The 25,625-nt window shown below is 38.4% G+C and carries 25 protein-coding genes and 2 tRNA genes; 16 read left to right on the forward strand and 11 right to left on the reverse strand.

Going from position 1 to position 25,625, the window contains the following annotated elements; translation table 11 throughout:
* Positions 1 to 5 precede the first annotated feature (5 nt).
* From B4Z90_RS14905 to B4Z90_RS14915, 3 genes are all read right to left on the reverse strand, one after another.
* Positions 6 to 1,325 (reverse strand): D-alanyl-D-alanine carboxypeptidase, encoded by a 1,320-nt coding sequence (locus B4Z90_RS14905; RefSeq protein WP_236586001.1) that lies wholly within the window; start codon positions 1,323 to 1,325, stop codon positions 6 to 8.
* Between the two features lie 124 nt (positions 1,326 to 1,449).
* A complete protein-coding gene (locus B4Z90_RS14910; protein ID WP_286802661.1) occupies positions 1,450 to 3,165 on the reverse strand; it encodes a RagB/SusD family nutrient uptake outer membrane protein in 1,716 nt (571 codons plus the stop codon).
* 33 nt (positions 3,166 to 3,198) lie between these two features.
* Entirely contained in the window at positions 3,199 to 6,501 is a 3,303-nt protein-coding gene (locus B4Z90_RS14915) for a SusC/RagA family TonB-linked outer membrane protein (RefSeq protein WP_286802663.1), read from the reverse strand.
* Positions 6,502 to 6,932: 431 nt separating this feature from the next.
* Between B4Z90_RS14915 and mqnC the strand changes: the two genes are divergently transcribed.
* The 3 genes from mqnC to B4Z90_RS14930 all read left to right on the forward strand — a co-directional run bounded on the left by mqnC (position 6,933) and on the right by B4Z90_RS14930 (position 8,942).
* A complete protein-coding gene (gene mqnC / locus B4Z90_RS14920; RefSeq protein WP_075994034.1) occupies positions 6,933 to 8,057 on the forward strand; it encodes a cyclic dehypoxanthinyl futalosine synthase in 1,125 nt (374 codons plus the stop codon).
* Positions 8,058 to 8,066: 9 nt separating this feature from the next.
* Entirely contained in the window at positions 8,067 to 8,627 is a 561-nt protein-coding gene (scpB, locus tag B4Z90_RS14925; protein WP_075994035.1) for an SMC-Scp complex subunit ScpB, read from the forward strand.
* A 153-nt stretch (positions 8,628 to 8,780) separates the two neighbouring features.
* On the forward strand, positions 8,781 to 8,942 hold the full coding sequence (locus B4Z90_RS14930; RefSeq protein ID WP_167450446.1) for a hypothetical protein: 162 nt from the start codon (positions 8,781 to 8,783) through the stop codon (positions 8,940 to 8,942).
* Positions 8,943 to 9,029: 87 nt separating this feature from the next.
* On the opposite strand, the gene trxA is transcribed toward B4Z90_RS14930, so the two are convergent.
* Genes trxA through B4Z90_RS14945 form a run of 3 tightly spaced genes read right to left on the reverse strand, consistent with a single transcriptional unit; the run spans position 9,030 to position 10,914 of the window.
* Positions 9,030 to 9,326: a thioredoxin gene (gene trxA / locus B4Z90_RS14935; RefSeq protein ID WP_075994036.1), complete on the reverse strand. Its 297-nt coding sequence runs from the start codon at positions 9,324 to 9,326 to the stop codon at positions 9,030 to 9,032.
* Entirely contained in the window at positions 9,326 to 10,057 is a 732-nt protein-coding gene (locus tag B4Z90_RS14940; RefSeq protein WP_286802664.1) for a rhodanese-like domain-containing protein, read from the reverse strand. The genes trxA and B4Z90_RS14940 overlap by 1 nt, the downstream gene beginning before the upstream one ends.
* Before the next feature lie 8 nt (positions 10,058 to 10,065).
* Positions 10,066 to 10,914: a glycoside hydrolase family 25 protein gene (locus B4Z90_RS14945; RefSeq protein ID WP_286802665.1), complete on the reverse strand. Its 849-nt coding sequence runs from the start codon at positions 10,912 to 10,914 to the stop codon at positions 10,066 to 10,068.
* 67 nt (positions 10,915 to 10,981) lie between these two features.
* Between B4Z90_RS14945 and B4Z90_RS14950 the strand changes: the two genes are divergently transcribed.
* The 6 genes from B4Z90_RS14950 to B4Z90_RS14975 all read left to right on the forward strand — a co-directional run bounded on the left by B4Z90_RS14950 (position 10,982) and on the right by B4Z90_RS14975 (position 14,651).
* On the forward strand, positions 10,982 to 11,866 hold the full coding sequence (locus B4Z90_RS14950; RefSeq protein ID WP_286802666.1) for a bestrophin family protein: 885 nt from the start codon (positions 10,982 to 10,984) through the stop codon (positions 11,864 to 11,866).
* A 95-nt stretch (positions 11,867 to 11,961) separates the two neighbouring features.
* Positions 11,962 to 12,046, forward strand: a tRNA-Ser gene (locus tag B4Z90_RS14955).
* Between the two features lie 264 nt (positions 12,047 to 12,310).
* A complete protein-coding gene (locus B4Z90_RS14960) occupies positions 12,311 to 13,207 on the forward strand; it encodes an alpha/beta fold hydrolase (protein ID WP_286802668.1) in 897 nt (298 codons plus the stop codon).
* Positions 13,208 to 13,211: 4 nt separating this feature from the next.
* Entirely contained in the window at positions 13,212 to 13,706 is a 495-nt protein-coding gene (locus B4Z90_RS14965; RefSeq protein ID WP_088162822.1) for an RNA polymerase sigma factor, read from the forward strand.
* Entirely contained in the window at positions 13,693 to 14,289 is a 597-nt protein-coding gene (locus B4Z90_RS14970) for a hypothetical protein (RefSeq protein ID WP_088162823.1), read from the forward strand. Before B4Z90_RS14965 ends, B4Z90_RS14970 begins: the two co-directional genes overlap by 14 nt.
* Positions 14,290 to 14,566: 277 nt before the next feature.
* Positions 14,567 to 14,651, forward strand: a tRNA-Ser gene (locus B4Z90_RS14975).
* A 55-nt stretch (positions 14,652 to 14,706) separates the two neighbouring features.
* Here B4Z90_RS14975 and B4Z90_RS14980 read toward each other — a convergent pair.
* On the reverse strand, positions 14,707 to 15,522 hold the full coding sequence (locus B4Z90_RS14980) for a winged helix-turn-helix domain-containing protein (protein ID WP_286802672.1): 816 nt from the start codon (positions 15,520 to 15,522) through the stop codon (positions 14,707 to 14,709).
* A gap of 246 nt (positions 15,523 to 15,768) precedes the next feature.
* Here B4Z90_RS14980 and B4Z90_RS14985 point away from each other — a divergent pair, with 246 nt between their 5' ends.
* Positions 15,769 to 16,311, forward strand: a complete 543-nt coding sequence (locus B4Z90_RS14985) for a hypothetical protein (RefSeq protein ID WP_286802675.1) — start codon at positions 15,769 to 15,771, stop codon at positions 16,309 to 16,311.
* A 388-nt stretch (positions 16,312 to 16,699) separates the two neighbouring features.
* Positions 16,700 to 17,236 (forward strand): ExbD/TolR family protein, encoded by a 537-nt coding sequence (locus B4Z90_RS14990; protein WP_070566193.1) that lies wholly within the window; start codon positions 16,700 to 16,702, stop codon positions 17,234 to 17,236.
* Between the two features lie 188 nt (positions 17,237 to 17,424).
* Here B4Z90_RS14990 and B4Z90_RS14995 read toward each other — a convergent pair whose 3' ends face one another.
* Positions 17,425 to 17,991 (reverse strand): hypothetical protein, encoded by a 567-nt coding sequence (locus B4Z90_RS14995; protein ID WP_286802676.1) that lies wholly within the window; start codon positions 17,989 to 17,991, stop codon positions 17,425 to 17,427.
* Between the two features lie 188 nt (positions 17,992 to 18,179).
* Here B4Z90_RS14995 and B4Z90_RS15000 point away from each other — a divergent pair, with 188 nt between their 5' ends.
* Entirely contained in the window at positions 18,180 to 18,572 is a 393-nt protein-coding gene (locus tag B4Z90_RS15000; RefSeq protein WP_286802677.1) for a group III truncated hemoglobin, read from the forward strand.
* A gap of 104 nt (positions 18,573 to 18,676) precedes the next feature.
* Here B4Z90_RS15000 and B4Z90_RS15005 read toward each other — a convergent pair whose 3' ends face one another.
* The 3 genes from B4Z90_RS15005 to fbaA all read right to left on the reverse strand — a co-directional run bounded on the left by B4Z90_RS15005 (position 18,677) and on the right by fbaA (position 21,491).
* Positions 18,677 to 19,345, reverse strand: a complete 669-nt coding sequence (locus B4Z90_RS15005) for a sterol desaturase family protein (RefSeq protein WP_236585996.1) — start codon at positions 19,343 to 19,345, stop codon at positions 18,677 to 18,679.
* Positions 19,346 to 19,578: 233 nt separating this feature from the next.
* Positions 19,579 to 20,253 carry a head GIN domain-containing protein gene (locus B4Z90_RS15010; RefSeq protein ID WP_286753175.1) on the reverse strand — a complete coding sequence of 225 codons (675 nt, stop codon included), beginning with the start codon at positions 20,251 to 20,253 and terminating at the stop codon, positions 19,579 to 19,581.
* A 158-nt stretch (positions 20,254 to 20,411) separates the two neighbouring features.
* Entirely contained in the window at positions 20,412 to 21,491 is a 1,080-nt protein-coding gene (gene fbaA, locus B4Z90_RS15015) for a class II fructose-bisphosphate aldolase (RefSeq protein WP_046672381.1), read from the reverse strand.
* Positions 21,492 to 21,819: 328 nt separating this feature from the next.
* On the opposite strand from fbaA, the gene B4Z90_RS15020 reads away from it, so the two are divergent.
* The 4 genes from B4Z90_RS15020 (at position 21,820) to B4Z90_RS15035 (ending at position 25,620) form a co-directional block, all read left to right on the forward strand.
* Entirely contained in the window at positions 21,820 to 22,167 is a 348-nt protein-coding gene (locus B4Z90_RS15020; protein ID WP_070566141.1) for an ArsC family reductase, read from the forward strand.
* Between the two features lie 169 nt (positions 22,168 to 22,336).
* Complete coding sequence (locus B4Z90_RS15025; protein ID WP_239468752.1) at positions 22,337 to 24,283, forward strand: M1 family metallopeptidase; 1,947 nt, start codon at positions 22,337 to 22,339, stop codon at positions 24,281 to 24,283.
* Positions 24,284 to 24,449: 166 nt separating this feature from the next.
* On the forward strand, positions 24,450 to 25,091 hold the full coding sequence (locus tag B4Z90_RS15030) for a hypothetical protein (RefSeq protein ID WP_286802679.1): 642 nt from the start codon (positions 24,450 to 24,452) through the stop codon (positions 25,089 to 25,091).
* 115 nt (positions 25,092 to 25,206) lie between these two features.
* On the forward strand, positions 25,207 to 25,620 hold the full coding sequence (locus tag B4Z90_RS15035) for an RrF2 family transcriptional regulator (protein ID WP_112375580.1): 414 nt from the start codon (positions 25,207 to 25,209) through the stop codon (positions 25,618 to 25,620).
* Positions 25,621 to 25,625: the final 5 nt, after the last annotated feature.

Raw genomic sequence — 25,625 nt, forward strand, 5'->3', positions numbered from 1 at the left:
TTGGCTTAATAAGTTTGACGAATATAAGTAATTATTTTAGCCATTTCTTTACGAATTACACTTGCTCGATCATCTATATAATTATTGTTCATAAAAGAAAATGCCAAGCGCCTTCCTGTCCGCGTAATCAGATAACCGCTCTGATTATAGACAGATGTAATCGTTCCCGTTTTAGCAAAAACAAACGGTTCACCGAGATCTTTGCTATAGGTACGTTTTAGGGTGCCATCGACACCTCCAGCCGGAAAAAGACGGAAACGCTCTTGCTCATCCGGCAACTTATTTTTCAAGAGGACCAATAGATCTACATTATTCTGCGGAGTCACCTTGTTATAGGACGACAGACCAGATCCATCAAATAAGGCGACCTCAGCTGAAAAGTATTTATAAACGTTATTCTTCATCCAGTCCCGTACCAAGTAAGTATCAAATTGACTGAATTGTTTCCACGAACACATCATCAAAAACTGTTCAGCAATAAAATTATCACTTGGCAACATCATTTCACGGATTAAATTTTTGGTACTGCCGGAATAGAGTATCTTGGTATTGCTTGGTTTTTGGTAAGATAGTAAGGTGACGGATTTACCTAGACTGTCCGCCAATAATTTAATAAATAAGCTATCAGAATAGATAAATGGAACTTCATTGACATAACCGCTCGGAACGGGACGTTTGGACATCCAAAAGGAATTTGCATGAAATGAGCGGGAAAGTTCAAAATCACCGACCTTGGGTTCCGGCAAAAAATCCAGTGAATTTTGAAAACTTGCTGGAGAGGTCGATAGATAATTATAACCTTTCTGTCGAAAAGTGACCACATTGCCATAAATAGGAAATGTACTGATTTCAGGTTGATAGTAAGCCTCAAAATCTTCCACAGCCCAACCATGCGCAAAGAACTTATTCTTCATTGTTCCTGGCACAACAAAAATGCGTTTATTCGTATTTTTCAAAAAGTTGTATACTACCCGGGTATCTAAACGATTATGCAGAAAGGTCGGATCACCAGTCCCCCAGATAAGCAACGAGTCTCCGCGTTCCACATACTCCAAACCAGGTATTGAATCGCCCAACAGTGCCAGTGCAGCATAGGTGGTATACATTTTCGTATTGGAAGCCGGCGTAAAATGCTTATTGCCGTTTATATCCATGACATATTTATTGGCATTGAGGTCGTATAAAGAAAAACCAACAAAATGATCATTTAATATTTTAGATTCTTGAAATAGCTGATAAACATCCTCAAAGCTCTGAGCCTTCGCTACAAAAGTAGCAGCGGGCAGAAACCAAAGCAGCAATAATGCACTTAAAATTTTTTTCATCAGTTCAAACATACAAAAAACTGCATGAACTCCCTTTCGTCTATTGCCAAAATTCAGATACAAATCCTTAAAAAGGAAAGGGGAAGACAACGCCTCCCCCTTTCCTTTTTAAAACTATCAAAAATTAATATCCTTGATTTTGTGTCAGAGCTCCACCACTTCTGTCAATCTGCGATTGTGGAATTGGGAAGTAATCATTTTGTGGTTTATAGTTTAAGCCTTTATAACGTGACATAAAACCACCTTCAAACGTTGCGTAGCTTTCCAATACAGTTTTCGCCTCACCCCAACGCACGAGGTCATAGAAACGATGTCCTTCCATCGCTAATTCTAAACGACGTTCAAAACGAACAGCTTTGCGCGCATAATTTTGGTCTGGGAAAGAAGTATAGGGTTTAACAACATATACTGCCGCCGCAACATTATCGCCAGTCGTTTTTGGAGGTAATTTTGCCGCACGTTCACGAACTGCATTTACGAGATTCATCGCTGCACCTAAGTCGCCCAATTCAACTTGACATTCCGCTGCCATTAAAACAACATCAGCTAAACGAATAATATTAACATCCAAGTCAGTAATATATGCCGCTCCTGACGCCGTATGTGTCGCATGCAGACTCTTCGGAATCATTGTTTTTATACCAACAAATGGTCCTCCCGAGCTCACCTCACGAATCCATGCATCGCCTGGCATGACACCATAATCATAGAAATTTACACCTCTACGACCAACCGTATAGTCCAACCGTGGATCAAAACGAAGCGTCACATCAAGTTTGTATGTTTTCTTTGCCTCATCAGACAAACCGAAATCTGATTTATATGGATTATTGCGATAAGAACCGTCCAACAATGGTAAGCCATTTGCATCAACTTTATACGCATTGACCAAATCAATGGTCGGTTGATAGAAACCGCAACAACCTACCGGATTACTTCCATTTAATCCAGACAACATATCGCCAACATTGGCATTGTCACCAGATCCATCTGGGTTAATCACATGTTTAGATACCAGTAATGCCTCTGGGCCATCTTTTGTAAGGACATCAAAGTTATTTTGATACGGCATCGTACGAAGATCTTTTGCACCGATAACGTCTTTAAACAAGGCCAATGCATCAGCATATTTTTTCTGGTAGAGGTAAACTTTACCCAGATAAGCTTTCGCGATATTCTGATCCATACGTCCGGCCTGGCTATTGATTTTTGTCGCTGGCAAATTCGCTATTCCTGCTTTTAAATCGTCAATAATCTTCGGAAGTACATCATCCTTATTCGGTTTCGTTTTAGCCTCATCATCTGTTGTGTTCTCATCAACATACGCTAGATTTTTGAAAACACGCCATAAATAAAAATAATAATGCGCTCGCAATACTCGGGCCTCACCTTCTATTTCCTTCGCACGTGCAGCCGTTACCGTTTTTTCACCTGCTTGGTCAGCCTTCAGAATACGCAACGTATTATTTGCCCTTAATACGCCCTCATAATAAACTTCCCACATTTGACTCAGGTTGTCGTTCGAACTATTTGGCGTATGAAATTCGATCATATTCATGTTCGGTTGATCGGTTGCCTCAGATCCTTTATGTGCATTATCTCCAGCAACTTCACCAAACAACCATTGGCTAGGCGCCGAAGAGTAATTCCCCCAGGTACCGTTGACATTGCCGTTTAATATTCCATACGCCCCGATAAGAGAGGCCTCTATACCTTTTGAATTTACAATCTGAGACTCAGGCAATTCAGCTTGCGGATCACGCTCCAAAAAAGATTTCCCACAAGAGGCTAATAAAGTCAATGATATACCTAAAACTGTAATTATATTTCTTTTTTTCATTTCAATCAAATTTTAACTTAAATCACTAAACCCTTAAAATCCTAGACTAACACCCAACATATATTGACGAGCCTGTGGATACACACCAAAATCTACACCCAAGGCTGGGTAAGTCGACGGAGTAGCCGTAACTTCTGGATCAAGCCCCTCATATTTAGTAATCGTAAACAGATTTGTTACCCCCACATAAGCACGGAGTTTCTTGATACCGGTATTATTACCAAAAACACGATTGGTATCGAAGTTATAGCCAACTTGAAGATTTTTCAATTTCAAGAAACTTGCATCCTGTACATAATAACTCGAAGAAGCATACTCATAGGGCGAAGCATTTCTCACTTGAGAAGGGATCATGCTACCGCTATTCGTTGGACTCCATTCATCCAATACGCGCGTACTTTTTTGACCTCTAAACACACCAAAATCTGTAAAGTATCTCGTAGCTTCATAGTTTTGATTACCCTTTGAACCATAGAAGTAGGCCATAAAATCAAAGTTTTTATAAGCCGCATTGATATTGAATGAATACACAAAATCAGGATGTGGGCTGCCTATAACGGTACGGTCACTTGCATCAATTTTGCCGTCACCATTGACATCCTCAAATTTAAGTCCACCAGCTCTCGACTTTCCATCCTCATATTTAGCGACACTTGCATTGTTCATATCCGCTTCCGAATAAATACCAATTACTTTATAGCCATAGAAAGCACCAAGAGGTTCTCCAGGTTTTAAGATGGAGGTTTCCATACTTCTAAAACTACCGTACACTTGTTGGGTTACTGATGGTGCCAAAGAAACAATCTTGTTCACGTTACGTGAAATAGTAGCGGACAGATCCAATTTAAATGCACTTTCTTGACGTCTACCGTAATGATAATTCAATGAAAACTCGATACCTTTATTTTGCATATCACCAATATTTACATAAGGCGATCCGGCCCGGCCTGCGGCAACGGCAGGTAAAGGCAATAGGTACAGCATGTCTTTCGTCTTTTTATTGTACCAATCAAAAGATCCATCAAAATCACCTTGTGCCAGGGTAAAATCCACCCCAATGTTTAATGCAGATACTTGTTCCCATTTTACGTCCGGATTACTGTAGGCATTGTGCCACATACCGGAAGTCAAGCTTCCGTCAATAGGATATGAAGATGAATTAATAGCGACCTGATAGCGATTCAGATATTGATTGGCTGGAATACGTTGGTTCCCCGTCACCCCATAACCCGCTCTGATTTTTAGATCCGAGATCCATGACACACCTTTCATGAATTCTTCCTCCGACAAACGCCAGGCAGCACTCGCTCCAGGGAATGTTCCATATTTATTGTTCGGCCCAAAATTAGAAGAACCGTCACGACGCACTGTTGCACTTAAGATATACCGATCTTTGTAGGAATAATCAACCTTTCCAAACACCGAAAACAAGGAGCCTACAGAACCGCTACCTTCACTGACACGACCAGTTGAAGCGGCATCCAAGTAAAGGTAATCAAGCGATGACATTGTAAAAAAGCCATTTCCTTTTCCCCTTATTTGCCTATTTCTATTCTGAATAGCTTCCGTACCAGCAAGAATGCTCAACGTATGCGCCTCATTAAATGTTTTTTTATAATTTAAAGTATTTGTCCAAGTCCATTCTTTATTCAGTCCAAAAAATTCATTAATTCCATTGTTAAAACTTCCTTCTGTAAACTCAGGGTTTGGATAGGTATAAGATACACCATTGTAGTTTTCATACTTCATACCAAAACTGCTACGGAAGGTTAATCCTGAGACAATATCAAATTCTCCAAAGACATTCCCGAAAAACATATTGCTCTTATTTTTATTATCCTTGGCACGATAGGCGATAGCAACAGGATTTTCTCCATTACCATACTGTCCGCCAACAGATCCTGCAAAATTTCCGCCCTCATCATATACAGGAATGATATTATGAATACGATACGCAAAACCTAAAGCACTACCTTCACCGATATAGTCCCCGGCAGTATTGGTATTTACTCCCATACCAAATCCTTCCGTAAAACTATATTGCATATTTTCGCCGAAACGTAGTTTATTATTAAAGGCAGAGAAGCGTGTGTTTGAACGAAGATTATATTTTTCAAAACCGGTATGAATAATCGTTCCTTTTTGTTTCAGATAACCACCCGAAATCGCATAGGAAGCATCTTCACCACCTCCTAAAACGCTAAGTTGGTGCGACTGAGTAGGGGCATTTTGGGATAAAGCATCAAACCAGTTGGTTCCGGCCTTATTTGCTTTGGTAATTTGATAAAAATCGCTTCGGCTACTCGCATCGTACTTATATTTTGACATATCCACGTCTGCAGCTGTAATCACATCTTTCCCGCCCACTTTAGGTCCAGCGATAAGGTAATCAGGCATCACATTGTTTGTGCCGTCCAATCTGTTTTCAATATCCAATGTTTGTTGCGGAGACAACATTTTTGGAAAACGCCCACTGTTTGGAACCTGCACACCATAATAAGAGTCAAGGCTAAATTGAGGTTTTCCGCTTTTACCTATTTTTGTGGTAATGATGACAACACCATTATTTGCACGTGAACCATAAATTGAAGCTGCTGATGCATCTTTTAAGACCTGCATCGTCTCAATATCATTTTGATTCAACCAGCTTAACTTTCCTTCATAAGGCACTCCATCAATGATGTAAAGCGGCTCGTTGTTGTTGATCGTACTGTAACCACGAATTTTGATCTGTGGTGTAGAACCAGGGGCACCATCTACTACGATCTGAACCCCTGTTGCCCGCCCTTGCAACGCCTCAACAGCACTCGCCGCCGGGGTAGTTTTCAATTCCTTCACATTGACAACGGCAACAGCACCAGTTAAATCTTTCTTACGCTGCGCCGAATAACCTGTGACAACAACCTCTTCCAAGGCATCTTCTGAACCGCTTAAGGAAATTGCAAGATCAGCTTTCGAAGAAACAGCAACTTCAGTACTTTTGTACCCAATATAACTGATAATCAACACATCACCGACATTTCCCTGGATGGTAAATACACCATTTTCATCTGTCGATGTCCCGTTACTGCTCCCTTTGACTTTCACAGATACACCAGTAATACCTTGACCTGTAGCAGCATCCTTCACTACCCCCTTGATAGGTGTCTGTTGTACGCTCCTTGTTTTGATTAATGAAACGACTTCAACTTTGCCATGGCTAGTTAATCCACTGGCAAATCCATGAGTGGTCATTCCTCCCCCAATGAGAAGAGAACTCATAATCAGAAACCTCTTATTGAACTTTTGGCCCAATATGAGATCAAAACAGCAATTTTTGTCCGTTTTTTTCATCATAATTTTACTAAATAGGTGGTTTAAAAAAATTTATGTTTATGCTTTAGTTGTTTTAGTTGATATCGGTTATTATTTAAGTTTTTGGTCATTTTTTTAGGTCTGACGACAACAATGCTATATTATTGGCAGATTCAGGCCCCTTGGTTATTCATTTTTTTCTAATTTGGTTATTTTTCCAGAAATGTTAAAATCTGTTAAATAAATGTAAAGAATAATAAATGTAAAAAAAAAGGAAAAATCTTAATTAATTCACAAAGCGCTATAAATCAAGTTATTGTATTTTATACACTAAGTTACAATGCAATACTATTGTTACACAAGTACATCCTTTTGTTTTTTATATCAGGAACGTTTCCCAAAATTCAGTGTGCATTGTCAAATATTCCGCAAATAGGTCCAAATAAGCTAAAAGCTCCTTATATTTGTTGTTGATGAATGTAAGTAATTTATTAGAACGGGCGCTCCGATTTGAGTTCCTATCCAAGGAAGAGGGTGTTTTTTTATATCAAAATGCACCTACAGCTGATTTGACTTTCGTAGCCAATGAATTGCGTAAGATACAAGTGCCACATGGTAAAGTAACCTGGCAGATCGACAGAAATGTCAATACCACCAATGTGTGTATTGCAAATTGCAAATTTTGCAATTTTTTCCGTCGCCCTGGTCATGAAGATAGCTACATTACCGATATTGAAAGCTACAAACAAAAGATAGAGGAAACTTTTAAATACGGTGGCGATCAACTGCTGCTGCAAGGTGGCCATCACCCGGATTTAGGTATTGAGTTTTACAAAAACCTTTACAAGCAATTAAAGGAACTTTATCCTACGCTAAAACTACATTCTCTCGGCCCACCTGAAATTGCGCATATTTCCAAATTGGAGAACATGAGCCATATTGAAGTTTTGACGCAATTGAAAGAAGCAGGACTAGACTCGCTACCTGGAGCGGGAGCTGAAATTCTCAATGATCGTGTGAGACGTCTTATATCAAAAGGAAAATGCGGTGGTAAAGAATGGCTAGATGTTATGCGGGCAGCCCATAAAATTAATTTACCAACTTCTGCCACCATGATGTTTGGTCATATCGAAACGATAGAAGAACGTTTTGAACATTTGGTATGGATTCGCGAAGTACAGGATGAAAAACCTCAGGAATCCCATGGATTTATTGCGTTTATCCCTTGGCCTTTCCAAGATGATGGTACCTTATTGAAAAGACTGCGCGGTATTACCAATAATGTAACGAGCGAAGAATATATTCGCATGATTGCCTTAAGCCGCATTATGCTTCCTAATATTAAAAATATACAAGCTTCCTGGCTCACCGTCGGAAAGCGCACAGCGCAATTATGTCTGCACGCTGGAGCGAACGACTTCGGCTCAATTATGATTGAAGAAAATGTCGTTTCGGCAGCAGGTGCACCACATCGGTTTACGTCAAAATCTATACAGGAAGCTATTTTGGAAGCTGGATTCAGCCCACAACTGCGAACACAAAAGTATGAGTTCCGTGAGCTACCAGCCCATATGGTCGAACAGGTCATTAACTATTAATACGATACATTGAAAGACGTCATAAGAAATATTGAAGCAATTATATTTGCTTCTGCGGAAGGAATAGATCTTGCCGATATCAAACAGATTTTGCAGGAATCCTTAGCCATCGAAGTATCCAGGGAAGAGCTACGTGAGTTGATTAAAAAAATTGAAACGAAGTACCAGGATGAAGACTATGTACTCGAATTACGCTATATCAACAACGCCTATCAGTTTTTGACAAAAGCTGTTTATCATGAATCGATACAACAGCTCCAAAATCACAATAACAAGCGAAAACTAAGTCAATCAGCGCTAGAAACACTCGCCATCATTGCCTACAGACAACCGATAACAAAATTAGAAGTAGAGCAGATTAGAGGTGTAAGCTGTGATTACTCTATTCAACGGTTACTGGAAAAGAAGTTGATCAAAATTGCGGGAAAAGCAGATAGTATCGGAAAACCTTTACTTTATGCAACAAGCCAGCAGTTCATGGATCACTTCGGAATCAATGGTGTGAGAGATCTCCCTCAATTGAAAGACATCGTTACCGAGGACAATGCGATTGGCGAAACAAATGAATAAATAAAATAAAATAAATTTTTATTTTCAAAATACAATTCAACATACTGATTAACAGAAAAATAAAGCTTAATATTTTTTTTAAAAAAAGTTTTAAAAAATAGTTTTCTTCTCTAATTTTACAACATTGAATAAGAAACAATAAAGTATTATTTTATGAACACGGCAACTTTAGCTAACGAAGATCTTGAAGAAGTAAAATTCGCATCTTTCAACGGTCCTGATGACGATGATGATGATTTCGATGATGATTTCGATTTACCTGAAATCGACTCGATTGGAGGATTGGATGACTTCGATGATGACGATGAATTTTAATATTTTAGTGCGATATAACACTACCTATTAAAACACCAGAGTATCATTAAAAAATAAGGCGTTCAATTTGATTGAACGCCTTATTTTTCACTTTACTTGATCGATCAATTTATGTAATTCCATCTTGGGAATCATGCCGCTTTGTCGCCATACCTGTTGGCCATTTTTGAACAACACGAAAGTAGGCACGCCACTTACCTTATAAATCGAAGCAATTTTTGGATTCTTATCCACGTCAATCTTAATGATAGACAAATCATCTTGATAAAATTCCTTTACATCCTGTAAAATCGGCGCCATAGTCTGGCAGGGACCGCACCACGTCGCAAAAAAATCCACCAAAACCAGCGAATTTGATTGAATAATCTGGTCAAAAGTAGCCATTATTGATTCTCCTTTACTTCTTCTTGCAATGCCTTATACCCACCTTGGATATTGCATATATGTTTAAATCCTTTAGCACTCAAAATAGATACAGCAACTGCACTCCTATAACCTGATTGACAGTGTACATACAGCTGTTGATTGCCTTTTTTAAGCGTAGAACCAAAATTAACGAAATCTGTTAATGGAATATTCATTGCATTGTCAATATGTCCATTACCAAATTCTTTAGCTGTTCTTACATCCACAATATGACCTTGATCTGATCTTTTCCTGAATTCTCCTGCACTGATATTACGCAACGAGACTACATCTTCGCTAGCTTTCCAAGTTTCAATGCCGCCTTCCAAAGCCCCAATAACATGGGTATAACCCAGCTTTAATAAATGATGATAAACCGTATCTTGACTATCTCCGTCTGTAATCAATAAAAGCTTTTGAGCTTTATTGGGAAACACTTGCGCCAAAAAGTGGTTAAAAGGACATTTAAAGCCTATATTTATTGATTTAGGTACAAATCCTTGTAGGAATATATCGCCAGATCGCGTATCAAGAACTTGAATAGCTGTTTCACGACGCAATTTTTTAAATTCTTTCAATGTTAATCGTGGTAAATCTGAAGCGGGTTGCGACATCTCGACCCGATGACTCTTCGATTCGGCATGTAATTGCATTTGACCATTAAACAGTGCAATGCAGACTCCACATAATGTGATAAAAACTCTACGCATATATTTTACTATTTAAAAGGAATAAGCAGCTTTTCCAATTCCTCAATTTTACCATTGTATATATTTAAATCCACATTGCCCTGAATCCCTCTAACAGTACCTTTTTCAGAAAATTGCCAGAAGGCCCAATGCTCTTTGGGGTTCTCAACCCAAAAGTTATAATTTGCAATCCACAACGTATAAGCTGCAAATTCCTTTTCCAAAAAGTCACTATAAAACTTATCTCCGGAGTAAAGAATGGGTTTTACCTTGTAATGAGCTTCGACTTCTTCAAGCCAACGTTTTAGGCCAACTTTCAAGCTATCCATCGATTGTTGTTTTGGATGCTCCTCAATATCCAAGACCGGTGGAAGATCGCCAGACTGTAGTTTAACCTTCCGAATAAAATTCTTCGCTTGCTTGACCGAGTTCTCATTGGGTCTAAAATAATGGTAGGCGCCTCTCAAAACTGCCCTATTTTCCGTTTTACTCCAATTTCGACTAAACTTATCATCAATTCCTTTTTCACCCATTGTCGCCCTGATAAACACAAAATCTATCGGAAAATGATCATTGATTGTGCTTACCTTTTGCCAATCTATTTCTTCCTGATAGGTAGACACGTCTATGCCAAACACCTTATCATCGTGCTTGCTCATAATCTCAATATTACGAATATCATATTTAGCTTCCTTCGTCAGAGACTTGTCTTTGGAGGTAGCCACGCGAAAATAGTATATAATTCCAGCCCGATAATGCCACACAACAAGACAGAGGAAAAGCACTAGCATTCCTGCTATCATCCAAATCCACTTTGTTCCACGAACCTGACTTCCTTTTGTACTTGTTTTCTTTCTTTTTGATCGCTGTTGTCCCATAGCACGATGAAGTTACGGCAATAGCAATTAACTCGCAAAATTTTCGCAACAATTTATATTTTTGTGTATGATCGTATACAACCCCAAAGACTGGCTTTCGGCAACTTTCAAATTGCATAAATCAGATACCTTCAAAAAGTTACTGCCATTTCTTGTTTTGATAGCGTTTTATTCCTGGATGATTGCCTTTCTTGAATTGGAATACCTCAAACTAAATGAAAAGAGCTCGGTCAAGAACATTACCATTGTCCACAACCTACTCGGTTTTGTTATATCGCTTTTACTGGTATTCCGAACAAACACTGCCTATGACCGCTGGTGGGAAGCCCGAAAACAATGGGGTACATTGACCAATGTTAGTAGAGCATTTTCGTACAAACTAAATGCCATGCTGGATGTAGATGACAAAGTGAATCGTAGTTTTTTCAGAAAGGCAATCCCCCTATTCGCAGAGACACTATACGATTTTTTAAGGTCGGATTACACCAAGTTTATGCTCGACGAAAACGTACACCCTGAGTTAAAGGCTTTAGACAATAAAAAACATGGTCCGAACCAAGTTTCCACCATGATCTTCCACAAAATCAATGATCTATATAAAGAAGGAACTATAAGTGGCGATCAGCTTATTATCCTTAATGAGGAAATTATTACCATGACACATGTTTGTGGAGCTTGTGAGCGTATTAAAAACACCCCAATACCATTAGCATATAGTGCATTTATCAAGAAGTTCATTATATTCTATACCATGACCCTTCCAGTAGGTTACGTCTTTTCCATCGGTTACTTTGTTGTGATTGCTGTACCATTTATCTTATATGTTTTAGCATCTCTTGAATTAATTGGTGAGTCCATTGAAGAGCCATTTGGTATCGACCAGGACGATTTACCGATCGACAAAATTGCGGCCAACATCAGGAAACACTGCCATGAGATTATCCCTGCATAGACTTTTTTAAAAACAATCTTGCTCATTTTCAAACGCTAAGACTAGCTATAGAAAATAAGTTTTGTAAATCTATTCGAAATTTCTACTTTTGTCGCGGAGAGTTGGCAGAGTGGTCGAATGCGGCGGTCTTGAAAACCGTTAACTGTCACAGGTTCGGGGGTTCGAATCCCTCACTCTCCGCAGAAAAAGCCTTTCAGAAATGAAAGGCTTTTTGCTTTTGCCCCTTTATTCTCCCCCATCAAAAGATCAATTTTCTTATAGTACCATTCCATTCGAATTATCAGAGCGTTACCTACAAGAAAACAACATTTCCCTCAACTCTTCCTGGTCACATGTACTCTTTTTCACTTTTTTCATTCTTTTATGTAATAATCTGTAATTCATAACATCTAATAGGCAGAATATTCTAGAAAACCATAATTACTAATTTTAAATTCAATTCTTATGAAAACTATTGTTCTTCGTATCAATAAAGATCTACGGAACTATTTATGCCATTTCACCAAAGTCGGTATTTCAATACTTTTACTTATGATTTACGGATCGGCATTTGCACAAAAAAAATATGATTTTCAGGTCAGTATCTATGGAAAAGGAACACCGATCATTCTTATTCCAGGATATAGTTGTAGTGGAACCGTATGGACAGAAACTGTAAATCACTTAAAAGACAAATACGAATGTCACGTGCTTACACTTCCTGGCTTCGCAGGACAAGCAGCTATTAAAGAAGCATTGCTTGAGACTATGCGCAATGAAATCATAGCATATACAGAGGCAAAAAAATTGCAAAATCCGATTCTTCTAGGCCATAGTTTAGGAGGCTTTTTGAGTCTCTGGATCGCAAGCACCGCACCTTCGCTATTTCAAAAAGTTATCGTTGTGGACGGAGTACCGTTCTACCCGGGCATGCAGAACCCAAATACAAGTGTAGAGGAAGTGAAAAAGTTTGTCGATAAAGATGCACTTATCGCACAATTTACTTCGATGGGAAACCAACAACTTAGTGTGTATGCTGAAAATATAGCACGACAGCTGGTAACTGATTCTATAAAAGCCAAAACAATAGCCGAATGGCAAGTACAAAGCGATAGAGTTACATTAGCATCTGCGTTTTATGAAATGATGACGACGGATATCCGCCAGGATCTTGCTAAAATTACGATACCCGTTTTGGTGCTAGGTAGTAAGTACGAAACGCTGGAAAAATCACAACAGATTCTTTCCGAGCAATATAAGTATGTAAAAAAGCTAACTTTACGCAATACCAACAGTAAGCATTTTATTATGTATGATCAGCCAATTTGGTTTTTTAAAGAACTAGACACATTTTTAAAATAACCCGATGACCAACAAAGAAAACTTTGAGATTATTTACAAAGAATATGCGCCGGCCATCCGCAAGTTATGCCTCAGTTATACCGGAGACCGAGATAATGCAGAAGATTTAATCCAAGAGACCTTCATTACTGTATGGAAAAAACTCGACAGTTTTCGCAACGATGCCAAATTAAGCACCTGGATCTACAGAATAGCGATCAATAATTGCTTGACGAGTATGCGAAAAAAACATCAGCATTTAAAAAAAATGACCGACACAAGCTGCATCGATATACCAGAGGATTCATCGAATGAAAAAATACAGCAGATTGATCTGCTGTACAAATGTATCAGCAAGCTGAAAGAAGCTGATAGAGTACTGATCACATTGGTATTAGATGAAAAACCTTATGAGCAAATAGCAGAAATTACGGGAATTACAGAGAATAATCTCCGTGTAAAAATCCATAGAATTAAAAAGGAATTAACCGAAATTTTCCATAAATATGCAAGACTTTAACGATTTACAACATCTTTGGAAACAGGATAGCAAACAAAATATCTTGCCCCCAAAACACCTGAATAAGGCCAAAAACTTTCGTCAAGAATTAATAAGGAAAGAAATAGCCGGTGCTGTTTTATTGCTTGCAACAGGATTAATTATTCTTGCTCTGGCATATTTCCTTGATTTTAGGCATAAAACGCTCACATTGTACACAGCGATGTTTATCGTATCGTTCCTTTGTTTTATACAGGCATACTTAATGTTGACCACTGCACGTAAAGTCAAACAGATCAACGAAGCAGCTTTACCTACCGAGCATTTACAACAGTGGCAAGAGTTTGACTCCTTTCGAAAGAAAAGAATTCATTGGAATATGCCGATTTATCATCTACTTCTCGGTATAGCGATCTCGATCTATCTTCGGGAAATCCTAGCGGGTGCTAGTTTCCACTATTATTTATTGACTTACCTTCCAACCTATAGCTGGATTCTATTTTCCTACTTTTATCTGGGTAAAAGACAACTCGCTAAAATTGACCGATCAATCAACGAAGTTATTTTTGAATTACAGGAGTTAGAACGACAGTTCGGGAATTGAAAAATCGGATCATGTTTGCTCCTTAAGAATACGTTCATGATTACATTTTTAATTGCAATAAATAACCTAAAACAAGATTATGATCCCATCTAAAGCGGACATATCGTCCAGGGCAGAGTCCGCTATCTCCAATATGACATCGGAAGGTGGTCAACCCCTAAAAATAACCAACTGGTATTCAGCTACATTTCTATTTAAGAGTGCTAAAACTGCTTTTAAACAAAGAAAAATGTAAAATAAGTTTTGTAATTCTACACAAAATTTCTACTTTTGTCGCGGAGAGTTGGCAGAGTGGTCGAATGCGGCGGTCTTGAAAACCGTTAACTGTCACAGGTTCGGGGGTTCGAATCCCTCACTCTCCGCNNTCAGAAATGAAAGGCTTTTTGCATTTTAGCCAAATTTATCTCCTTACTCTTCTTAAGAACTTACCTCAAGTTTATATCCTTTACCACGTATAACCGTAATTTTGATATTCGGATCAAACTCCAATTTTTTTCTAAGTTTTGATATAAACATATCTAAACTGCGTCCAACAATAATTCCCTCATCTTCCCAAATTTCTTTTTGCAGTCGTGTTCGCGCTATCGTTTGATTAGGAGACAAGGCTAAAATATGTAACAAACGGGTTTCCGTTCCAGTGAGATCTATGGTGTTTTCATTAATGATCATTTCTCGCTCCTGCGGATTAAACAAAACGGCCCCAAAGGTTAAAATACTGTTATTTTGATCGTCTAACACAATGCTTCGCCTCCGATCCGATTTCAAAAAAAAGAATCCAGCAAATGCTAAAAACAACACGATACCAAGAAAATAGTTATTCGCTGCTGTATTTATCCCGCTCGGTTTAAATTTAATATTGATCATGTAACATCCTTTAGGTTGCACTCTTCCTCTGCAAGCAATAATATCATCTTTTTTATTACTGGAAATAGCATATCCATAAGCTACGCTTGAGTTGCCACAATTCAGGACGTTAACAACGTAATCACTGGCAAGAGGATCATTGACCAACAGGCGCTGAATAGCACTCACCAGCGAGTCCGGTTTAAAGGTGATTTCATTCTCAAACCTGATCTGATATTCATTTTCTTCAATCTTTTCAATCGGAAGCACCCTTGATCTACTGTCACCCGACTGTGTAAGCAGTTCATCCCCTATCCGCCGAAGCAAAACTTCTCTCCTGGCGCTATCAAAATCGTCTGTACCAGTCTTATCAAAAGCGATAAAGGCCATTGCAATAAACAAGAGCATTATCCCGCCATACAAGTACTTCCGGTTCCCTGAGAAAATATTTCGGCTTTCAGACATACGATTTACAATTTATTTACAAAGATTACATCACTATTTACAGTCTAAATCCCACTATATAAGAATCATCAACGTATTTTTGTTACATCACGCTAAAAAGGATACGAGAAAAAAGTTTGAACGGATCTAATTTACTGTGATAAATCGAATCTTCATTAAACTTTTAAAAATATGAAAAAAATTATCTATTTATTGGTCTTACCGCTTGCCATAGGAAGCGGCTTGGCATTTGCCAATCGCGAAATCAAAAATGAAACTTTTAAAAAATCGGCTGCGAAATCACGCACTCGTTCTGAAATGACCGCCGAAAGGAATAAATGGGAAGCGAGTCCTAATGGTATAAAGTTCAAAAAATGGCAAGAATCTCCCGAAGGCATAAAAGTACTTGACAACGCGGCGAAAATAAACAATCAGATAAAGAATTCTGCCGACATAGCCGCAGTTGTAACTTCGCTTTATCTTCCACTAGGAGCACAGTTAGGTTTCGGTGTGATGGTTAGAATTAATCGTGAAGACTATATTCTCAGTTTTGGCCTGGAAAATTCCAATGAATTTCAACAATTGCGAAGCTTGAAAGTAAACGACAAAATAACGATAAGGGGTCGTGGTGTCATGTACGCGCCTAAGTATTCGTATCCAATAGTAGCGGGCGACTATGTACAAAGAGATAACAAAATAATTTATAAACGCATACCTAACCAAGGCGCTTGCTGAGTAACGTAACAACCACTCCACAAGAAAAGCCTTTCAGCATTGAAGGGCTTTTTTGCAAACACAACTATTTGTACAAAAATTAAAATCACAACGAAAGTAACCTTGTTACTCAAATTAAGTCACCAAACCAACTCGATAAATTTCGACAGCCTAGCAACCGACCTAAATTGGATGAAAGGAAAAATAACAAGCGAATTAAACAAATCTGATCAACAACGAACAAACCAAAACACCAGGTAAAAAAACTGATTACCAACAGTTAAGAAAAAAAACACAGAAAGTATCTAAAAAAAACTTCAATTTTTTTTTAAAAAACACTGTGGAATCCATTCTTTTCTGCCATCATTATAAGGAGTAACAACAACGTGTTAACCTAAAGATGACGATCATGGCAGAATTAAATCAAAAAACGCAAGAAACGGGAAAGAAAAAAATAAGAAGCAGGAAAATGGCCCCTAAAGTAGATTTAACAGCGATGGTAGACCTCGCATTTCTTCTCATTACATTTTTTATGTTGACCACAACATTAAATAAACCATCTGCAATGGATATCGCCATGCCAGACAAAACTAAATCAGCTATAGAAAGTTCGGTTCTTATTGATGAAAACCGCACGGCAACTCTTATCCTGGGCGAAGGAAAATTCATGTGGTATCATGGGGATTTCAAAAAACCGATCAGCTCTTCACAAATACCGGTAGATATCGACAAAGGGCTCTCGGCTGTTATTGCACAGTTAAAAGCTAAGATTAGCACCATGCCCAATACAAAGGACATGATTGTATTGATTAAACCTAGCAAAGAAGCGCGCACGAAAGATGTTATTCAAACGATAGACCATTTGAAGGACCAGCATATCGCACGTTACGTAATCAGTAAAACGCAAATCGAAGAAGAAAAGCAATTGCTCGCTGCACTCCAGTAACATTGATTTAAACGATATCTTGTCCATGCTTTGAGATAACCTATTGAATGAGCCTTTCATAGGTAAAATCAATTAGTGATCAAAAAATGCGGAAATGCTTACTATTTGATCAAATATACAATAACAAGTTTACCGAAAGATCGTATGATCCATCGATCTTTCGGTAGATTCCAGACGCGTAGCCTATATTATCTTTTATCCAGATTATTCCAATAACGTTCCACATTTTCTTTTACCTCAACCGGTAGGGATGCATAATTGTCCGAAAACGTTGTTTGGCTATAACCATCTGCTTCCTCTGCACGGAGACGGTAAAACTTATTCTTATAAAGAACTAGTCCAATACAGCTTAGCTGCTTTTGCAGGTCATCCTTTGGATGCCTTGAATAGATAAATAATGCATCCAATTTACCATCCCTATCCGCATCAAAAAATGCCTTTCGAGATTCCCAAACCGACGTAACAATCCCTTCTTCGGATATCAATTCATCAGCCATAAGCTGCCACATTCCATCGATCTGCTGAAATTGTTGTACATAAAGTTTGTCGGGATCAGCACCCCGTTCCTCTTTTGAAAAAACAATATAATTATCTTCTTTTGGAGTCTGAAGGCGTTCTACTTGTAACACACGCTTCCCCTTAAATGGAAAACCAGAAGACTGAAAATTTTCCTTATTGATCGAAATTGTTGTAACCTGTGCCTCAACAGCATAAAATCCCATCGATAATAGGATTAAAAGAACGTATTTTCCCATATGTTTTTCCCTTAGTATTGAGTCAATTTACTGACAATAAAAGAGAATTACAAAATTTCAACGAGACATCTTTACATCCAAGTGATGCGATTCTCTATAAATGTCACTACATTTAATCCAGATAAACATCATGAAAAAGTTTTTGATCCAGCTATAGGCCTTTATTCATGAGCATAGATCATACGCCGATGAAACAGGATATTCAGACACTCGATGACATTAAAGTATTAGTAGATCAATTCTATACGACGATACGTAAAGATACTTTGCTCGGACCTATTTTTAAAGAACGAATCCAAGACAATTGGGCTATACATCTTGAAAAGATGTATAGTTTCTGGCAGACTATCCTGCTGGATGAACATAGTTATTTCGGCAGCCCTTTTCCACCCCATATCAATTTACCCATTGATGCACAACACTTTGGTCAATGGCTCAATTTATTCGAAGCAACAGTAGATTGCTTATACAGTGGACAAAAGGCCGAAGAGGCCAAATGGCGTGCGCAGAAAATGGCCCAAATGTTTCAGTTCAAACTGGAATACCTGCAGGCCAATCCCAACAAGAAACCCTTGATCTAAAGTTGGCCTACAAAGCCCACTTGATCACATTGATAAATAAAAATTAATCCATAAAAAAAGCCCTTGGAAACTATCCAGGGCTTTTTTAGTTGATGTGATTCAATTTATGCTTTTTCTTCTTTTAAGGAAGTAGATTCTTTTTTGGGTTCCTTTTCTTCGAAACCTGAGCGTAAAATTTCATCCCATAAGGAAGAACTTACTCCAAAGCCTTTTTCGGGATCAGAATAATGATGCAACATATGGTGCTGCTTGATGCGTTTGAAAATGCCGCTTTTAAAATTAGCATGGTGCATCGCATAATGACATTCGTCATAGATCAAATACCCCACCATAAAACCTGAGAAAAAGCAGGCCAGGATAAACTCATTCGAGAAAAACAATGTAAAACCAAGATACACCAAAAGAGCGAGTGGAATACTCGCTGACAATGGCATCACCAAACGCATACGGTCTCTTGGGTAATCATGATGCACACCATGGAAAATAAAAGCAATTCGCTTTCCCCATTCCGTTGTCGGGTGAAAATGAAATACCCAACGATGTAATGCATATTCAAAAGCAGTCCAGAAAGCTAAACCAAAAATAAAATACCCCATGTATGTTAAGAAGGAAACCTCTCCCCAAACTAGCGCTTTATACGAAAAGAACACAACCACGGGTACATAGAAAATCAAAGGTACACTCCAATGCACCTTCGTCAAAGACTCTAAAAAGTCATTCTTGAACATGCGCGTAGATTCCGTAGAATTTGAAACATAATTACGCTTTGCCATAATACTATTTTTATTATTCCCTTACAAAAATAGATATTTTAAGCACAAATGAAGAAGGTTTCTGATGAGAAAAACAAAATAACTGACCTTTTTAATAAAAAGGTTAAACGACGATCATTACCCCGGTTAAGTTAAACCCTTTTTATTCCATCTCCTACCCTAAATTTCACTCTTTTCGCTTCAATCACCTAAAATTTAAGCATCAGAAAATTGACAAATCCAAGACAGTTCACTTATTTAAAATTGACTGTTCCACCAGCCATTTTCTTTTCTACACGTTGTTCTGGTTTTCCATAAACATCAATGACGCCACCGCCACGTGTTTTGGTTTCGATGGAATCAGTAACATAAACATCCGCTTTACCACCACCATTGACGGTTACCACCGTGGTGTTCGTCTTAAAATCTTTTCCTTCATATTTACCGCCAAAATTCGAAATGATCTCCTGTTTGTTTGCCTTTCCATACAAAGCGATTGTAGCACCTGAGGTCACTTTTATTTCAGCTGTTTTTACCGCTGTATAGAGATCGACCAGACCACCTTCTGAAGCATATACTTTTAAGTGATCAGCAGCAACTGTATTATTTGTGGTCGCAAATACCTTGGCCCCTTTTTTTGCTTCCACATTGTTCAAACTCTTGTAATACACCTTCACAGAGATATTCCCCCCTTGCAGCATGTTCAACGTATTCATTTTCAAAACCAAGGATCCATTTGTGTTGACCACCTTAACATTCTCGTGATTCTGTCCTTCAAACGTCACCAAGGACTCGTCGGACTTAATCAACTCCACCTGAATCTTGTCTGTCGCTACAACCGAAGAAAAATCGCCAACATTTTGCTTCACCTGCCCAAACCCCATTTGGGCAATTAATAAAAGAATTACACTGACTCCTAAAAATTTCATATTTACTTGACTTTTTATTGTTGTTCGTCAAAAAATAAGCCAATTCCTACTAAGAACAATATTTTTAACCTATTTTGACATAAAAAAATGCCCCCATAAAGTGTTTAACTTTTTGGGGGCACTAAAGACGTTTTTATAATCTATTTTTTAGCTTATACTTATAGTTTGCTATTGACATCTACTGCATTCAAATCAGCGAACGCTTCTTTCAGACGAGCAACAAAAGTTTCTTCACCTTTACGTAACCAAACGCGTGGATCGTAATATTTTTTATTCGGAGAATCAGCTCCTTCAGGATTACCGATTTGACCTTGCAAATAATCGTGGTTTTTCGCTTCATAGGCTCTCACACCATCCCAAAACGCCCATTGCATATCGGTATCAATGTTCATTTTGATTGCACCGTATGAAATCGCTTCTGCAATTTCTTCAGGAGATGAACCAGAACCACCGTGGAATACAAAGTTTACTGGTTTTTCAGCAGTAAGATTATATTTCTCACGAATATATTCTTGTGAATTGTGTAATATAACTGGTTGCAACTTCACATTACCTGGTTTGTAAACACCATGAACGTTACCAAATGCAGCTGCCACTGTAAATTTGTCAGATACTTTAGACAGTTCTTCAAAAGCATAGGCAACCTCTTCCGGCTGAGTATACAGTTTTGAACTATCTACATCCGAGTTGTCAACACCATCTTCTTCACCACCTGTAACACCCAACTCGATCTCCACGGTCATACCAAGTGGTTTCATACGTGCTAAGTATTTAGCTGAAATTTCAATATTTTCTTCAATTGGCTCTTCCGATAAATCCAACATGTGAGAAGAGAACAATGGTTTTCCGTGTTGCGCAAAGAATTTCTCGCCAGCGTCCAACAAACCGTCGATCCAAGGTAAAAGTTTCTTAGCTGCGTGATCTGTATGCAGAATAACCGCTACACCATAATGCTCAGCTAATAAATGAACATGTTGTGCTGCAGATACCGCTCCCAATACACAAGCTTGTAAATTATCGTTGTTCAAGGTTTTACCAGCGTAGAATTGCGCTCCACCATTTGACAATTGAATAATTACAGGAGAATTTACTGCTTTCGCAGTTTCCATAACCGCATTGATAGAGTTTGTTCCGATAATGTTTACCGCAGGCAAAGCAAACTTATGTTTCTTCGCTACCTCAAACAACTCTTGTACTTGATCTCCTGTCAATACACCTTTAAAATCTTTTAGGCTCATATTTCTGTTATTGATTTATTTTAATCTTTCATTATACTTGAAGCTACTAAATTATTAAAAATTATTATTACTTCCTAATTTTTATAGTGTACTAAATACACTATCAATCCATAGGGAATATAGAATCTTAACAAATCATAAACCTCTGATTATTCCTTTGAATAGAATAGTCCACTTGTCCCTATTTTTCCCAATACCATGAACAACAGGATATCCGCAATTATCATTGGATTACAGATAAGGCATCTTGAATGTATTCAGAAATACGAATTATTTTAAATATTGTGTCGAGATTGATTAAATTTGGATTCACCAAATTGTCACTATTATGCTACAGGTATACGGTATCAAAAATTGTAACACAGTAAAAAAAGCACTTACATGGTTGGAAGACAACAATATCCCCTTTCAATTTCATGACTTCAAAAAAGAAGGTGTCAGTGAGGATAAATTAAAAGAATGGGAAACACAGGTAGACTGGCAGGCCTTAGTGAATAAAAAGGGAACTACATGGAAAAAACTATCTCCGGAAACTCAAGAACAAGTCGTAGACAGTAATAGCGCCAATAAGGTGCTTCAGGAAAACACGAGTATGATTAAACGTCCCGTTATTGAATACAATAAAGGCATATTACTTGGTTTTAATGAAACAGAGTACGTAACAAATTTAAAATAGTTCCAGAAAGCTCCCTGGAATGGAGGTCTTAAAAAGCCTCCAATTGTACCAAATACACCTTTAAAGTCCCCCTTTTTCCCTTAACTTTTAAGACGTCGTTTTCGTTTTTTTTGGCTCAATGTACTTTTCATTGTATATTGGAGCAAATAAACATAATTTAAGTAAACGTATGATGAAAAGAATTGCACTGGCTTCTTTAAGCCTTGTTGCGTTGAGCTATGCTTATCCGGCCTTTGCACAGGAGAAAACATCCAATTATAGCTATACTGAGGCCTTTGCACCCTTGTTTTTTAAAAATAATGGTAACGAATATCGTTCCGCAGCCGGAAAACCGGGCCCTGCCTACTGGCAAAATGCAGCCGATTATAAAATTCAGGCTTCCCTGAATGATCAAAATGATCAAATTACAGGAGCTGTTGAGATTACTTATAGTAACAATAGTCCGGACAATATGAACTATCTGTGGTTGCAGTTAGATCAAAATATGTTTTCACAACATGGCCGTGGTCAATTGATCTCCCCCTTGACCGACAGCCGTTACGGTGATGGCAACTCCACTTTTGATGGTGGATATCAGATACAATCGGTTACGGACGTAAACGGAAATACGATCGAACATATTATTGACGATACCCGCATGCAGCTTCGACTTCCGACGGCATTAAAGAGCAAGGGCGGAAAAATAACTTTTAAGATTAAATACCAATACACCGTTCCTAAATATGGAGCTGATCGTACCGGTATACTTGATACAAAAAACGGAAAAATCTATGCCATTGCACAATGGTTCCCAAGACTGTGTGTCTATGACGACATTAGAGGTTGGAATACGCTTCCTTATACAGGACCAGGAGAGTTCTATCGTGAATTCGGAAATTACCAGGTTGAGATCACTACTCCAGCAAACCACATGGTTGTCTTGGGTGGCGAATTGTTAAACCCACAGGAAGTATTTACAGCTGAGCAACTCAAACGATACCAACAGGCACAACGTAGCGATGAAACCGTAATCATCCGCTCCGCCGAAGAAGTTACCGCAAAAAACTCCAGACCTGACAAGAAAACCTTAACCTGGAAATATCAACTTAATAATGCGCAAGACATTGCCTGGGCCTCCTCTACGGCATTTATAGTAGATGGTGCGAAGATCAATCTGCCCAGCGGAAAAAAATCCCTTGCTTTGTCAGCCTATCCAATTGAAAGTAACAGTAACAATGCCTGGGAACGCTCGACAGAATATACAAAAGCCGCAATTGAAATCTATTCAAAAAGCTGGTTTGAATATCCTTACCCTGTAGCTGTGAATGTAGCTTCCAATGTTGGTGGAATGGAATACCCAGCCTTGTCGTTCTGTGGCAATCGGGCCAAAGCAGGTTCACTTTGGGGGGTTACTAACCACGAGTTTGGTCACAATTGGTTCCCAATGATTGTCGCATCCAACGAACGTGAACATGGCTGGATGGATGAAGGGTTCAATACATTTATTAACGAACTCGCTACAAAGGAATTCAATAATGGTGAATATTACCGTAATCAGGCGAGCAGATCCTACATCTTTACTGCCCGTAATCTTGAACCGATCATGAGTACCCCGCAAAACATGAAAGAACGTAATATTGGTGCTTTGGTCTACTATAAGCCAGCTTATGGACTGAAATTATTGCGAAACGAAATCATCGGTCCTGAGCGCTTCGATTACGCTTTTAAAAAATATATCCAAGAATGGGCTTACAAACACCCTACTCCAGAGGATTTCTTCAAAGCCATTGAAAACGGTGCTGGAGAAAACCTAAACTGGTTCTGGCGCGGGTGGTTTGTCAACAACTGGCAAATGGACCAAGGTATAAAATCAGTATCCTATGTCAACAACGAGCCAAAATTTGGCGCACTTGTCACCGTGGAAAATCTCGAAAAATTACCGATGCCAGTTATTATTGAAGCGACAACCGTATCGGGCAAGAAGATCCGAAAAAAACTACCGGTGGAAATCTGGGAAAGAAACGATGTATGGCAATTTAAAATACCGACCACAGAATCATTGCAATCCGTACAGTTAGATCCAGACATGGTTATGCCAGACAAGAATCCAGACAATAATTCGTGGAAAGCAAATTAGCAAATTTTCAAAATCTATTCGTTATTTTTGGCTAGAGAACAATCATGAACGTACGGCGTAAACAAAACAGCAAATATCCTGTTCATTCATAGATTGAAAATACATAACTATATTTATTCGCATGAAAATCTTACAAACGATTCTAAGCTGCTTACTTATTACGCTAATGAGTGGACATCTTGTTGCACAGGAAAAAACCAAGGGGATTATTATGGAACTTGTCAGCGGTGAGAAAATCGAGGCTGCACAGATCCAAAATTTAAGAACCAAGGTTGAAGTACAGACCAATAGAGATGGCTCCTTTGCTATTGACGCCAATATAAACGACCTCTTGTTGATCAAGGCCGTCGGATACGAACAGGATACAGTCTTCATTTATGATACAAGCTTACGCAGAATCTATTTGAACAGAATGAATAATGTTATCGAACTGAGTGAAGTTGTCGTCGAACGGATGACAGACAGCAGACTTGCTGCTGAAATCCAGCGCGAGAAGACTTTAGGAAAGTATTCTGACGCCAGTCAAAATCGCGGTGGAGTACGGATTTCTCCAAGCCGCATATTTAGCAAAGAGGGAAAACAAGCGCGTTCAAACTATAAACTTCTGGTCGATGAACTCGAAAAAAGAGCAGTTGACAGAAAGTTCTCAGAAAACCTGATTAAAGAATTGACTCCGCTCAATGGTTCGGATCTAGCCCTGTTTAAGGAAAGATTTAGACCATCTTATAAATTTATCCAAAACAGCAGCCAAGAAACTTTGAAGGTCTATATCATGGATAGTTATAAAAAATTTAACGAGAAAAAATAAAAAACATACACTTTTATCACGTGATTGTCAGAAGGTTTTAAACTGTAATAATTTTTATTTCAGTTTAAAACCTTTTCTGTTACTTTGTGTTATAATTTAGAAAAATCAGCATAGGATGTTACACAACTTGAGGTTCGCAACAGCATTACACATTATGGTTCTGGCACAGTTAGAGGAGGCAAATCAATGGCTTTCTTCTGAATATATTGCGTCAAGCATTCAGGTCAATGCAAGTGTGGTTCGCAAAGAAATTGCATCTCTTAAAACAGCATCTTTACTCACGAGTAAAGAAGGTAAGGGCGGCGGTATTCGCATAAATCCCGAGAATCCAACGATTACCTTGGCTGATATTTATATCAGCACCAAGCAAAGCGATTTCGGCGGGAAATTTAACAATCCCAATCCGGCCTGTGTTGTTGGCAAAAATATCAACTCCAAACTCCAGGATCTGTATCAGGAAGTCGACACTGATATTGTACAGCGTTTGGAAAAGATAACCCTAGCTGATTTTAGCAAAACATTTAATTAAAGGAA

Origin of the sequence: Sphingobacterium sp. UBA5639 (assembly GCF_002421245.1) — a bacterium.
In the GTDB taxonomy this organism is placed as follows: domain Bacteria; phylum Bacteroidota; class Bacteroidia; order Sphingobacteriales; family Sphingobacteriaceae; genus Sphingobacterium; species Sphingobacterium multivorum.